Origin of the sequence: Pseudomonas moraviensis subsp. stanleyae, from assembly GCF_036283065.1 — a bacterium.
In the GTDB taxonomy this organism is placed as follows: domain Bacteria; phylum Pseudomonadota; class Gammaproteobacteria; order Pseudomonadales; family Pseudomonadaceae; genus Aquipseudomonas; species Aquipseudomonas stanleyae.
In genome coordinates, this window is the sequence record NZ_JAADJI010000001.1 from 482,833 (window position 1) to 496,427 (window position 13,595).

Annotated in this window: 11 protein-coding genes; 7 read left to right on the plus strand and 4 right to left on the minus strand. The window is 61.7% G+C overall.

Annotated elements, in window-relative coordinates; all coding sequences use genetic code 11:
- Window positions 1-83 precede the first annotated feature (83 nt).
- Window positions 84-1,397, minus strand: coding sequence for an ATP-binding protein (locus GXB78_RS02035; protein ID WP_016770645.1), 1,314 nt, complete (start codon window positions 1,395-1,397; stop codon window positions 84-86).
- A 114-nt stretch (window positions 1,398-1,511) separates the two neighbouring features.
- Window positions 1,512-2,252, minus strand: coding sequence for an osmolarity response regulator transcription factor OmpR (gene ompR, locus GXB78_RS02040; protein ID WP_039756430.1), 741 nt, complete (start codon window positions 2,250-2,252; stop codon window positions 1,512-1,514).
- A gap of 358 nt (window positions 2,253-2,610) precedes the next feature.
- Here ompR and GXB78_RS02045 point away from each other — a divergent pair, with 358 nt between their 5' ends.
- The 7 genes from GXB78_RS02045 to tauD all read left to right on the plus strand — a co-directional run bounded on the left by GXB78_RS02045 (window position 2,611) and on the right by tauD (window position 11,050).
- Window positions 2,611-4,935: a Tex family protein gene (locus tag GXB78_RS02045; protein WP_329513941.1), complete on the plus strand. Its 2,325-nt coding sequence runs from the start codon at window positions 2,611-2,613 to the stop codon at window positions 4,933-4,935.
- On the plus strand, window positions 4,935-5,318 hold the full coding sequence (locus GXB78_RS02050) for a PaaI family thioesterase (protein ID WP_329513942.1): 384 nt from the start codon (window positions 4,935-4,937) through the stop codon (window positions 5,316-5,318). The genes GXB78_RS02045 and GXB78_RS02050 overlap by 1 nt, the downstream gene beginning before the upstream one ends.
- 269 nt (window positions 5,319-5,587) lie before the next feature.
- Complete coding sequence (gene gshA, locus GXB78_RS02055; RefSeq protein WP_329513943.1) at window positions 5,588-7,171, plus strand: glutamate--cysteine ligase; 1,584 nt, start codon at window positions 5,588-5,590, stop codon at window positions 7,169-7,171.
- 274 nt (window positions 7,172-7,445) lie between these two features.
- Window positions 7,446-8,423 carry a taurine ABC transporter substrate-binding protein gene (gene tauA, locus GXB78_RS02060; RefSeq protein ID WP_329513944.1) on the plus strand — a complete coding sequence of 326 codons (978 nt, stop codon included), beginning with the start codon at window positions 7,446-7,448 and terminating at the stop codon, window positions 8,421-8,423.
- Window positions 8,424-8,439: 16 nt separating this feature from the next.
- Complete coding sequence (gene tauB, locus GXB78_RS02065) at window positions 8,440-9,234, plus strand: taurine ABC transporter ATP-binding subunit (RefSeq protein ID WP_041477476.1); 795 nt, start codon at window positions 8,440-8,442, stop codon at window positions 9,232-9,234.
- A complete protein-coding gene (gene tauC, locus GXB78_RS02070; RefSeq protein WP_329513945.1) occupies window positions 9,231-10,064 on the plus strand; it encodes a taurine ABC transporter permease TauC in 834 nt (277 codons plus the stop codon). Before tauB ends, tauC begins: the two co-directional genes overlap by 4 nt.
- A gap of 143 nt (window positions 10,065-10,207) precedes the next feature.
- Window positions 10,208-11,050 (plus strand): taurine dioxygenase, encoded by an 843-nt coding sequence (gene tauD / locus GXB78_RS02075; protein ID WP_329513946.1) that lies wholly within the window; start codon window positions 10,208-10,210, stop codon window positions 11,048-11,050.
- Window positions 11,051-11,165: 115 nt separating this feature from the next.
- On the opposite strand, the gene mgrA is transcribed toward tauD, so the two are convergent.
- Both mgrA and GXB78_RS02085 read right to left on the minus strand, forming a co-directional pair.
- Complete coding sequence (gene mgrA, locus GXB78_RS02080) at window positions 11,166-12,203, minus strand: L-glyceraldehyde 3-phosphate reductase (protein ID WP_329513947.1); 1,038 nt, start codon at window positions 12,201-12,203, stop codon at window positions 11,166-11,168.
- Window positions 12,204-12,275: 72 nt separating this feature from the next.
- Window positions 12,276-13,595 carry an LLM class flavin-dependent oxidoreductase gene (locus tag GXB78_RS02085; RefSeq protein ID WP_329513948.1) on the minus strand — a complete coding sequence of 440 codons (1,320 nt, stop codon included), beginning with the start codon at window positions 13,593-13,595 and terminating at the stop codon, window positions 12,276-12,278.

Consider the following 13,595-nt stretch of genomic DNA (forward strand, 5'->3'; position numbering starts at 1 on the left):
GGAAAGCGCTCTTGCTTGCAGCTTGTAGCTTGTAGCTTGTAGCTTGCAGCTTGCAGCTTGCAGCTTGCAGCTTGCAGCTGCTTCTAGACTGCATCTCGGGGCAACATCAATCCAAGCGGCAATCGCACCCGCGCTTCAAGCCCACCTCCGGAGCGGTTGCGCAATTCGACGTTGCCGCCATGCATCGCCGCAATCCTTTTCACGATCGCCAGTCCCAACCCGGTGCCCTTGCCACCGCGAGCCCGGTCGCCTCGGGTGAACGGATTGAAAATCGCCTCCAGCTCGGACGGATCGATTCCTGCGCCACGGTCCATCACGCTCAGGACCACATACGGCGCACTGGTGTCGCCGGACACATAAGCCGCCACTTCAACGCCTGTACCGGCATGGTTCAAAGCGTTGCCGATCAGGTTGTTGAGCAGGCGCTTCATTGACACGCGACGCAGCGGGAACGGCTGGATCGGTTCCAGGCGCAGGCGCACTTTTTCTTCGTTCTGGTTATACGGCGCGGCCACTTCACGCACCAGATCGCTAAGATCGACTTCTTCCACCGACTCGTCGCGACCGTCGCGAATGAATGCGAGGAACTGATCGAGAATCGCGTCCATGTCTTCGATGTCGCGGACCATATCGTCGGTGAGGTCGGTGTGATCGCCCATCAGTTCCAGCGACAGGCGCAAGCGCGTCAGCGGCGTGCGCAAATCGTGGGACACCCCCGCCAGCATCAGTTCGCGCTCGCGCCCGGCCTGTTCGACGTCCTCGGCCATCTGGTTGAAGGCGCGGTAAACCTCGGTCATTTCGCTGGGCGTGTCGCTGATCGGCAGGCGCACGCTGCGGCCTTGGCCAAGTTGCCTTGCGGCATAGACGAGTCGCTTCAACGGCTGGTTGAGCTGGCTGACGAAAATCCATGCCGACGCTGTCGACAACAGGCCGATGGCGAGGAACCAGCCGAGCACGTTCCAGATCTTCTGCCCGCGCAACGGATGTGGATACAACGGCACTTTCAGCCAGCCATCGCCCAGGCTTGGCGCCCTCACCCACAGCGCCGGCGGCGAGTGCATGCGCAACCGCACCTCGGTGTCGGCGCCCAGTTCCGCCTGCATCTGACGCTGATAGATTTCGCTGTACGGCCAGTGCTGTTCGCCCTCCGGCACACCGGCGCCGACCACACGGATCAGGGTCGCGGCATCGGCGATTTTTGCGCGGTTTTCTTCATCGGCGGCCCAGTAGGCGCGCAGCGTCAGAGCGACGCCGTGACTGTATTGACGATCCACCAGCACATCCTCGTTCATCAACAGATAAACCAGGGTCAGCGCCTTGGAAAACAGCACGACGATAAGCACCAGCCAGAGGGTGCGGGAGAAAAAGCTTTGGGGGAACCAGACGGGGGTTTTCATCTTTAACCGCTACACACTTGCAGGAGCGAGCAATGCTCGCATATTGCGGATTGCGAGTCTGTGGCAATGGCCGAGCGGCCAGAGCCTTGCAGACCCGCTCCTACAAATCACCGATCACTTGGTGGCGGTGCCATCCGGTACGAACACGTAACCCACGCCCCAGACAGTCTGGATGTAGCGCGGTTTCGACGGATCGGGTTCGATCATCCGGCGCAGACGCGAGATCTGCACGTCGATGGAACGCTCCAGCGCATCCCACTCACGGCCACGGGCGAGGTTCATCAGTTTGTCGCGGGTCAGCGGCTGACGCGCGTTCATCACCAGTGCCTTGAGTACAGCGAACTCACCGGTGGTGAGCATGTGCACTTCGTCGCCACGCTTGAGCTCACGGGTGGCCAGCGACAACACGTAATCACCGAAGGTGACGTTTTCGTCTTCACTGCCCGGCGCGCCGGGTACCGGTGCAGCCTGACGGCGCAATACCGCTTTGACCCGCGCCATCAGCTCGTCCGGGTTGAACGGCTTGGCCAGGTAATCGTCGGCGCCCAGTTCAAGGCCCTTGATACGGCTCAGCTCATCGCCCTTGGCGGTGAGCATGATGATCGGAATCTGGTTGTTCGCGCCACGCAGGCGGCGGCACGCGGTCAGGCCGTCCTCGCCCGGTAGCATCAGGTCGAGAACGACCAGATTGAACACTTCACGCGCCAGCAGACGATCCATTTGCTCGGTGTTCGGAACGGTACGGGCACGGTAGCCCTTGCTGACGAAGAAACGCTCCAGCAGGCTGCTCAGCCCCGGATCGTCATCAACGATAAGAATTTTTTCGCCTTCAGCCGTTTGTGCAGTGCTGCTCATTGGATGCTCCTTTTAGCTCGGCGCGCATTATGGCGTAGCTGCCGTTATACGCACCGTGTGCATTGTTAGCAGATTTTTCCTTCACTGCCAGAAAACCGGGGTTTATGCCTACAGCCTGCAACGCCCCCGAATGACAGAACGCTGGTTATAATGCGCGGCGTTTTGCGCCAGGCAACGTCTGAATCGTTACCGTAAGTGGCCGGTATTTTTCCCGGCCCTGTGCAGCAACTGTTCGATTTCACGGGTCAATGGGCAGCCTCTTGATCCAGGCAGCGGCAATTTTCCAGCCGCTCAATCAGCCTCCAGGCCTTTATCTGCGTGCCTGTGAGCCTGCTTTCAAACTATGTCAGGTGGTTTTATGGACAGCATCAACAGCCGCATTGCCGAGGAACTCGGCGTACGCCCACAGCAGGTCGAAGCGGCCGTCGCGCTACTCGATGAAGGATCTACCGTTCCCTTCATCGCCCGTTACCGGAAAGAAGTCACCGGCAGCCTCGATGACACCCAGCTGCGTCATCTGGAAGAGCGCCTGCGCTACCTGCGAGAACTCGACGAACGGCGCATCAGCATCCTCGCCAGCATCGAAGAGCAAGGCAAACTCACCCCGGCCCTTGAGCGCGACATCAAGCTCGCCGACACCAAGACGCGCCTCGAAGACTTGTACCTGCCATACAAGCAGAAGCGCCGCACCAAGGGCCAGATCGCCCTCGAGGCCGGTCTCGGCGAACTGGCCGACGGCCTGTTCAACGACCCGAACCTGGCGCCGGAAACCGAAGCCGCGCGCTTCGTTGACGCCGAAAAAGGCGTGGCCGACGTCAAGGCTGCGCTGGAAGGCGCCAAGTACATCCTCATGGAGCGTTTCGCCGAAGACGCCGCCCTGCTGGAAAAGCTGCGTAACTTCCTCAAGCAGGAAGCGATCCTCAGTGCCCGCGTCATCGCCGGCAAGGAAGAGGAAGGCGCCAAGTTCCGCGATTACTTCGAACACGACGAGCCGCTGAAAAGCATGCCGTCGCACCGCGCCCTGGCGATTTTCCGCGGCCGCAACGAAGGCATTCTCAGCTCCGCGCTGAAAGTCGGCGATGAGCTGCCCGGCACCATGCACCCGTGCGAAGGCATGATCGCCCAGCAGTTCGGCATTCAGAATCAGAACCGCCCGGCGGACAAATGGCTGAGCGAAGTGGTGCGCTGGACCTGGAAAGTCAAGCTTTACACCCACCTGGAAACCGACCTGCTCGGTGAGTTGCGCGACGGCGCCGAAACCGAAGCGATCAACGTCTTCGCGCACAACCTGCACGACCTGCTGCTGGCCGCTCCGGCCGGCCCGCGCGCCACCCTGGGCCTCGACCCGGGTCTGCGCACCGGCTGCAAGGTTGCCGTAGTCGACTCCACCGGCAAGCTGCTCGATCACGCCACGGTTTACCCGCACGTGCCCCACAACAAATGGGATCAGACCATCGCCATTCTTGCCGCCCTGTGCGCCAAGCACTCGGTGGACCTGATCGCCATCGGCAACGGCACTGCCAGCCGCGAGACCGACAAGCTGGCGATCGAGCTGATCAAAAAATATCCAGCGATGAAGATGACCAAGGTCATGGTGTCCGAAGCCGGCGCCTCGGTGTACTCGGCCTCGGAACTGGCAGCCAGGGAATTCCCGGACCTCGACGTGTCGATCCGTGGTGCCGTGTCGATCGCCCGTCGTCTGCAGGACCCGCTCGCCGAGCTGGTGAAGATCGATCCGAAATCCATCGGTGTCGGCCAGTACCAGCACGATGTCTCGCAGCTGAAACTGGCGCGCGGTCTTGACGCGGTGGTCGAGGACTGCGTGAACGCCGTGGGCGTGGATGTGAACACCGCCTCCGTGGCATTGCTGGCGCGGATCTCCGGCCTCAACGCGACGCTGGCGCAGAACATCGTTGCTCACCGTGACGAACACGGTGCGTTCAAGACTCGTGCAGCGCTGAAGAAAGTCGCGCGTCTGGGCGAAAAGACCTTCGAACAGGCCGCCGGTTTCTTGCGCGTAATGAACGGCGACAACCCGCTGGATTCCTCGGCGGTGCACCCGGAAGCCTATCCGCTGGTGCAGCGCATTGCTGCTGAAACCGACCGCGACATCCGTTCGCTGATCGGCGATGCCGCGTTCCTCAAGCGTCTCGACCCGAAGAAATTCACTGACGAAACCTTCGGTCTGCCGACCGTCACCGACATCCTGCAAGAACTGGAAAAACCCGGTCGCGACCCACGTCCGGAGTTCAAGACTGCCGAATTCCAGGAAGGCGTCGAGGATCTCAAGGACCTGCAACTGGGGATGATCCTTGAGGGCGTGGTGACCAACGTGACGGCGTTCGGTGCGTTCGTCGACATCGGCGTGCATCAGGACGGTCTGGTGCACATCTCGGCGCTGTCGGAGAAATTCATCAAGGACCCACGCGAAGCGGTGAAGGCCGGCGACGTGGTGAAAGTCAAGGTCATGGAAGTCGACATCCCGCGCAAACGCGTCGGCCTGTCGATGCGCATGAGCGACACTCCGGGCGAGAAGATCGACGGCGCCCGTGGCTCGCGTCCGGGCTCGGCACCGCGCCAGTCTTCGGGCAACGCGCCGCGCAAGGAAACCGCTACCGCCGCGCCGGTGAACAACGCGATGGCCTCGCTGTTCGCTAACGCCAAACAGCTGAAGAAACGCTGATGGAAATGCCGACCGGGCTCGTTGAGAGCGCGTTTTTCAAGCTGTTGGGCTGCCGCCTGCACAGCCTCGAAACCGGGGTGGCGCAAGTCGCCCTGGCGCTTGAGCCCGAACTGCGCAATCGCGGCGGCAAACTGCATGGCGGCGCGCTGTTCAGCCTGGTCGACATTGCCATGGGCCTGGCTTGTTCCAGCAGCCATGGCTTCGATCAGCAGAGCGCGACCATCGAGTGCAAGATCAACTACATCCGCGCCGTTTCCGACGGCGAGGTGCTGTGCACGGCGCGGGTGATCCATCCGGGCCGGCGCACGCTGGTGGTCGAAGCCGAGGTGATGCAGGGCGACAAACTGGTCGCAAAAGCGCAAGGCACCTTCGCTGTCCTGTAGATGTTGCTCATCATTTTGAGTTAATTTCGGCGCAACGAATCCTGTGGGAGCGAGCCTGCTCGCGAAGACGGTGTGTCAGTCGACGGTGATATTGACTGCAAAACCCTCTTCGCGAGCAGGCTCGCTCCCACAGGGATTGTGCAGTTCTTGACTGACCGGCAAATGGCCTGCCGCTACAAACCAGGCGATCACGCCAGTTTCAACTTCACCCTTGTAGACCGTCCTGCCCACCCCCATATTGGGGCGACTGACGCGTGAAGGAATCCAAATTGAGCGAACTTCTCAACCGCCGCCTGGCTCTGCTCGGCGAGCGCGCCAACCTCTCTCTGCTCAAGCAGTGCCTGCACGGTATCGAACGTGAATGCCTGCGCGTGACCAGTGAAGGTCGCCTGGCGCAAACGCCGCACCCCGAAGCCCTGGGTTCCGCGCTGACCAACGAACAGATCACCACCGACTACTCCGAATCGCTGCTGGAATTCATCACGCCTGCCCTGCCGGATCCTGCCGACACGCTGGCAAGCCTGGACAGGATTCACCGCTTTGCCTACAGCAAACTCGGCAACGAGTACCTGTGGAGTCCATCGATGCCGTGCCCGTTGCCGGCCGAGGAAGACATCCCGATCGCCTATTACGGCACCTCCAACATCGGTCAGCTCAAGTACGTCTATCGCAAGGGCCTGGCCCTGCGCTACGGCAAGACCATGCAGTGCATCGCCGGGATTCACTACAATTTTTCCCTGCCGGAACAGCTCTGGCCATTGCTGCGCGAGGCCGAAGGCTTCGTCGGCACTGATCGCGATTTCCAGTCGGTGTCCTATATCGCCCTGATTCGCAACTTCCGCCGCTACAGCTGGCTGCTGATGTACCTGTTCGGTGCCTCGCCGGCGCTGGACGCCGGTTTCCTGCGCGGGCGTTCGCATCAGCTCGAGCAACTTGATCCGGACACGCTGTATCTGCCGTACGCCACCAGCCTGCGCATGAGCGATCTCGGTTATCAGAGCAACGCCCAGGCCGGCCTGACGCCTTGCTACAACGATCTGGCCAGTTACACCGACAGCCTGCGTGAAGCGGTGGCCACACCGTACGCGCCGTACGTGGAAGTCGGTACGCACAAGGATGGCGAGTGGGTGCAGCTCAACACCAACATCCTGCAGATCGAAAACGAGTACTACTCCAACATCCGCCCGAAACGCGTGACCTACACCGGCGAGCGGCCGATCCAGGCGCTGATGGCGCGCGGCATTCAATACGTCGAAGTGCGCTGCCTGGACATCAACCCGTTTCTGCCGATGGGTATCGATATCACCGAATCGCGCTTCATCGACGCCTTCCTGCTGTACTGCGCGCTGAACGACAGCCCGCTGCTGACCAACACTTCGTGCGGCAACGCCACCTCGAACTTCCTCAGCGTGGTCAAGGAAGGCCGCCGTCCGGGCCTGCAATTGCAGCGTGACGGTCAGCCGGTCCAGATGAAACAGTGGGCGACCGAGTTGCTGGAACAGATTGCCCCGCTGGCGGCGATGCTCGATCAGAGCGTCGGCGGCGATGCCCACAGCAAGGCGCTGGATGCGCAACTGGCCAAGGTCAACGACCCATCCCTGACGCCATCGGCGCAGGTGCTTGCCGCCATGGCCGAGCACAAGGAAAGCTTTGCGCAGTTCTCCCTGCGCCAGAGCCAGGCCCATGCCGAGTTCTTCCGCAGCGAGCCGCTGGCTGCTGTCGAGCAAGCGAAGTTTGAAGAATTGGCGCGGGCGTCGCTGGCGCAGCAGACCGAGCTTGAGCAGAACGAGGTCGGCGATTTCGATGTGTTCGTTGGCGCGTATCAGGCGAGCATCCTGGCGATCAGTAACTGATCAAATTTCTCTGTGGCGAGGGAGCTTGCTCCCGCTCGGCTGCGCAGCAGTCGCAAATTATCCAATGCGGCGCATCAGATGAAATGCGTTAACGGATTTGGGAGTCCTTCGGACTCCAGCGGGAGCAAGCTCCCTCGCCACAAGTCCCAACCGCCCGCTGTGCTTAGATTTTTCCGCTCATAAGCTCATTCGAAAAAGTTATTTATTTCTCGATTCTTAGATCATTTAGTCTCCGTTCACGCCGACATTCGGTCGCCTGATCTGGAGCTCCCAATTGAAACTGAATTTCCCGCTTCGCCTGCTCGCCGCCGCCTCGCTGGCCGCCGCAAGCTTCCTGGCCCAGGCGACCGATCTCACTGTCGCCTACCAGACCACCGTCGATCCGGCGAAAGTCGCTCAGGCCGACGGTGCCTACGAGAAGGCCACCAAGGCCGATATCAGCTGGCGCAAGTTCGATAACGGTGCCGACATCATCGCCGCCATCGCGTCCGGCGATGTGCAGATCGGCTATCTCGGTTCGAGCCCGCTGACCGCCGCGATTACCCGCAAAGTACCGGTGGAAACCTTCCTGATTGCCACGCAGATCGGCGCCGCTGAAGCACTGGTCGCGCGCGACGGCTCGGGCATCAAAACTCCGCAGGATCTGATCGGCAAGAAAATCGCCGTGCCGTTCGTGTCCACCGGGCACTACAGCCTGCTCGCCGCGCTGAAGCACTGGAACATCGATCCGTCGAAAGTCACGGTGCTCAACCTCGCGCCGCCAGCGATCATCGCCGCTTGGAAACGCGGCGACATCGACGCCACTTACGTGTGGGATCCGGCACTGGGTGTGGCCAAGGAAAACGGCAAGGTATTGATCACCTCCGGCGAGCTGGCCAAATTCGGCGCGCCGACCTTCGATGCGTGGATCGTGCGCAAAGACTTCGCCGAGAAGCATCCGGAAATCGTCACCGCGTTCGCCAAGGTCACCCTCGACGCCTACGCCGACTACCGCAAGGACCCGAAAGCGTGGCTGGCGAATCAGTCCAACGTCGACAAGCTGGTCAAACTGTCCGGCGCCAAGGCCAGCGACATTCCGTTGCTGCTGCAAGGCAACGTCTATCCGCTGGCGGCGGATCAGGTCAGTGACCTCGGTGCGCCGACCACCAAAGCGATCACCGACACCGCCGCGTTCCTCAAGGAGCAAGGCAAGGTCGAAGCCGTGCTGCCGGACTACGCGCCGTACGTCAGCGCCAAATACATCACCAACTGATCGGGAGATAACAGCGATGGCCTTGCTACAGCTGGAGCGCATCAGCGCACAGTACCCGGGCAGCCCGGAGCCGGTGCTGGCGGATATTTCTCTGACCCTGGGGCCGCAGCAGTTGCTGGTCGCCCTCGGCCCGTCCGGCAGTGGCAAGACTTCGCTGTTGAACCTGATTGCCGGTTTCGTCGAACCGAGTGCCGGGCGCATCACCCTCGACGGCGTGCCGGTCAAAGGCCCGAGCGCCGAGCGCGGCGTAGTGTTCCAGGACGACGCCTTGCTGCCCTGGCAGGACGTGCTCGCCAACGTCGCCTTCGGCCTCGAACTGGCCGGTGTCGGCAAGGACAAGCGGGAAAAAATCGCCCGGGAAATGCTTGCGCTGGTCGATCTCGCCGGCTTCGAAGACCGGCGCATCTGGCAATTGTCCGGGGGCCAGAAACAACGCGTCGGCCTCGCCCGCGCCCTCGCCGCCGACCCGCGCGTGCTGCTGATGGACGAGCCTTTCGGCGCCCTCGACGCGTTCACTCGCGAGCAGATGCAGGAGCTGTTGCTGCAAGTCTGGCAGCGCACCGCCAAACCGGTTTTCCTGATTACCCACGACATTGAAGAAGCGGTGTTCCTCGCCACGGACCTGATTCTGCTGGCGCCGAATCCGGGACAAATCGTCGAGCGCCTGCAGCTGGATTTCGGTCAGCGTTACGCCGCCGGCGAGTCGGCCCGCGCGATCAAATCCGATCCGCGTTTTATCGAAACCCGCGAACACGTGTTGAGCAAAGTCTTCTCGCAACGCAGCGCCGTACCCCGGCAGGAGCGCGCATGAGCAGTTACGACGTTTCCGCTGCGGCGGTAAAAACCCCTTCGGTGAGCATCCCGGTACGCCGTAGCCTCAGCACGCGCTGGATCAGCCTGCTGACCCTGTTCGGCCTGTTGGCGATCTGGTGGGCGGTGACCGCTAGCGGCGTGATCGAACCGCTGTTCCTGCCGTCACCTTCTGCCGTGTTGCAAAAGGGCTGGCTGCTGGCGACTTCCGGATACATGGATTCAACGTTGTGGCAGCACCTCGGCGCCAGCCTCAGCCGCATTGGCCTGGGGCTCGCTTTTGCCATCCTGACTGCCGTGCCGGTGGGCATTGCCATCGGCGCCAACCGCATCGCCCGCGGTGTGCTCGATCCACTGATCGAGTTCTACCGTCCTATCCCGCCGTTGGCCTATCTGCCGCTGATCGTGATCTGGTGCGGCATCGGCGAGTTGTCGAAAGTGCTGCTGATCTATCTGGCGATTTTTGCGCCGATTGCGATTGCCACCGCGACGGGTGTGCGCACGGTTGATCCGGCAAAACTGCGCGCGGCGCAGTCGTTGGGCGCGACGCGCGTGCAGCTGATTCGCCATGTAATTCTGCCCAGCGCCCTGCCGGACATTCTCACTGGCGTGCGCATTGGTCTGGGCGTCGGCTGGTCAACTTTGGTCGCCGCTGAGCTGATCGCGGCCACCAGCGGCCTCGGCTTCATGGTGCAGTCGGCCGCGCAATTTCTGGTCACCGATGTGGTGGTGCTGGGGATTCTGGTCATCGCCCTGATCGCCTTCGCCATGGAGATGGGCCTGCGCGCGTTGCAGCGCAAACTGGTGCCGTGGCACGGCCAGGCGCACTGAATAATTGCTATGTAAAGAACCCTGTGGGAGCGAGCCTGCTCGCGAATGCTGACTTTCTGTCGACATCTTTGCTGCCTGACACTCCGCTTTCGCGAGCAGGCTCGCTCCCACAAAAGCTAAATCTCGAATTCTAGAGAACCACCATGAGCAGCCTCCACATCACCCCGTTAAGCTCGGCCCTCGGCGCGCAGATCAGCGGCGTCGACATCAGCCAGCCGCTGAGCCTGGAACACCGCGACGCCATCGAACAGGCGCTGCTCAAGTATCAGGTGCTGTTCTTCCGTAACCAGCCGATCGAGCCGGCGCAGCAGGCACGTTTCGCGCATTATTTCGGCGACCTGCACATTCACCCGATCTACCCGAACGTGCCGGAGCAACCGGAAGTTCTGATCCTCGACACCGCCGTCACCGACGTGCGCGATAACGCGATCTGGCACACCGACGTGACCTTCCTGCCGACGCCGGCGATGGGCGCAGTGCTCAGCGCCAAGTTGCTGCCGGAGTTTGGTGGCGACACTTTGTGGGCGAGCGGTATCGCCGCGTATGAAGCGTTGTCGGCACCGATGAAAACCCTGCTCGAAGGGCTGACGGCGACTCACGATTTCACCCGTTCGTTTCCACTGGAGCGCTACGGCAACACGCCCGAGGCGCTGGCGCAGTGGGAAGAGGCGCGGCGCAAGAATCCACCGCTGTCGCACCCGGTGATTCGCACGCACCCGGTGAGCGGACGGCGCTCGCTGTTCGTCAGTGAGGGGTTTACCTCGAAGATCAACGAGCTCTCGGAAACCGAGAGCGAGGCGATCCTGAAGTTTCTGTTTGCCCATGCCACACGGCCGGAGTTCACCATTCGCTGGCGCTGGCAAAAAGACGACATCGCCTTCTGGGATAACCGCGTGACCCAGCATTACGCGGTGGATGATTACCGCCCGGCGCGGCGAGTGATGCAGCGGGCGACGGTGTTGGGGGATGTGCCGTTTTTTCGGTAATTACCGACATCTTCATTACCTGAACCGGCTCCTTCGCGAGCAGGCTCGCTCCCACATTGGAACGCATTTCCCTGTGGGAGCGAGCCTGCTCGCGAAAGCTTTTTGAGCTTGAAACTTATTCCGCCGTCGAAGGCTTCTCCCACAGATTGATCCCGCCTTCCTGAGCAAACCGGTCAATTTCCGCCAGCTCTTCAGCGCTGAAATTCAGATTTTTCAACGCCCCAACGTTCTCGATAATCTGCTCCGGCCGGCTCGCGCCGATCAGCGCTGAAGTCACCCGTGGATCACGCAGCGTCCACGCCAGTGCCAGTTGCGCCAGGCTCTGGCCGCGACGCTGGGCGATCTCGTTCAACGCCCGCACGTGAGCGATGTTGGCCTCGGACAAATGCGAAGCCTGCAACGAACCGCCACCCGGGCGATTGACTCGCGCATCGGCCGGCACGCCGTTGAGGTATTTGTCGGTGAGCAAGCCCTGCGCCAGCGGCGTGAAGGCGATGACGCCCGTGCCGAGTTCATCGGTGGTGTCGAGCAGATCTTTTTCCACCCAGCGATTGAGCAGGTTGTACGCCGGTTGATGAATCAACAGCGGCACCTTCCACTCTTTCAGCAGCTCAGCCATTTCGCGGGTTTTCACGCCTGAGTAAGACGAGATACCGATGTACAACGCCTTGCCTTGCTGCACGGCAGTGGCGAGGGCGCTGGCGGTTTCTTCCAGCGGGGTGTCCGGGTCGAAGCGATGCGAATAGAAGATATCCACATAGTCCAGACCGAGGCGTTGCAGGCTCTGGTCGAGGCTCGCCAGCACATATTTGCGCGATCCGCCGCCTTGGCCGTACGGGCCAGGCCACATGTCCCAGCCAGCCTTGCTGGAAATGATCAGTTCGTCACGGTAATGCTTGAAGTCTTCGCGCAGCAGGCGCCCGAAATTGATCTCGGCGCTGCCGTACGGCGGGCCGTAGTTGTTGGCCAGATCGAAATGGTTGATGCCCAGATCGAACGCGGTGCGCAGCAAGGCGCGCTGGGTGTCGATCGGTGTGCTGTCACCAAAGTTGTGCCACAGGCCCAGCGACAAGGCCGGCAGCACCAGACCGCTGCGGCCGACGCGGCGGTAGGGAATGGAGTCGTAGCGGTTTTCGGCAGCGGTGTAGGTCATCGAATCCTCTCTTGTCTGTCTTGAAATGGGTGTCGATTGCTCGTGTGGGAGCGAGCCTGCTCGCGAAGGCTGTTACGCAAATCTATTGCCGGGTCGAGTCAGGCCCAGGTTCTGCCGCAACGTGCGGCCTTCATATTCAGTTCTGAACAAGCCACGCCGTTGCAGTTCCGGCACCACGCCGTTGACGAAATCCTCGAGCCCGCCCGGCAGGTGCGGTACCAGCACGTTGAAGCCGTCCGCCGCGCCTTGCTCGAACCACTCCTGCAGGCGATCGGCAATCTGCAACGGCGTACCGACCAGGCTGTAATGCCCCCGCCCGCCAGCAATCCTGCGACCGAGTTCGGCAAGGGTCAGGTTCTCCCGACCCGCCAGCTCGGTCAGCAGCTTCTGTCGACTCTGCTGACCGCTGTCAGTCAGCGGCAACTCTGGCAATGGCCCGTCCAGCGGGTACTTCGATAAATCGAAGTTGCCCAGCATACGCCCAAGCAGCTCGACGCCCACCTCGGGTTCGACCAATTGCTGAAACGTTTCACACTTTTCCTGCGCTTCGGCCTCACTGGCACCGACCACCACAAAAACCCCAGGCATGATTTTCAGCGAATCGGCACTGCGTCCGAACCTGGGCAAGCGTCCCTTGATATCGGCGTAAAACGCCTGAGCGGCGGCCAGCGAAGTCTGTGCGGTGAACACCACTTCAGCGGTTTGCGCGGCCAGCTCACGCCCGGCTTCGGAAGATCCGGCCTGGACAATTACCGGCTGCCCCTGTGGCGAGCGCGCCACGTTCAGCGGGCCTTTGACCCGGAAATGTTCACCCTCATGATCGAGCACATGCAGCTTCTGCGGGTCGTAATAGGCGCCGCTGGCCTTGTCGCGGTGGAAGGCATCGTCCTCCCAACTGTCCCAGAGCCCGGTGACCACTTGATGAAATTCGCGGGCGCGGCTGTAGCGTTCGGCATGGCCGATGTGAGCGTCGCGGCCGAAATTCAGCGCCTCGGCGGCGTTGTCCGAAGTCACCAGATTCCATCCGGCACGTCCGCCCGACAAATGATCGAGCGAGGCGAACTTGCGCGCCACGTGGTACGGCTCGTTGTAACTGGTGGTGGCCGTGGCGATCAGGCCGATGTGCTCGGTCACCGCGCTCAGGGCCGAGAGCAACGTCAGCGGCTCGAAGTGATCGGAGCGCGCCATGCGGCTAGCGATGTCCTGGGTCGGCGCAGCAACGCTGTCGGCGACAAACAGCGCGTCGAACTTTGCCGCTTCGGCGATCTGCGCCAGGCGTTTGTAATGGGCGAAATCCAGCCCCGCATCCGCCGGCACATCCGGGTGCCGCCAGGCCGCTACGTGATGCCCGGTGGCCATGAGAAACGCACCGAGTTTCATCTGTCTGCTCAT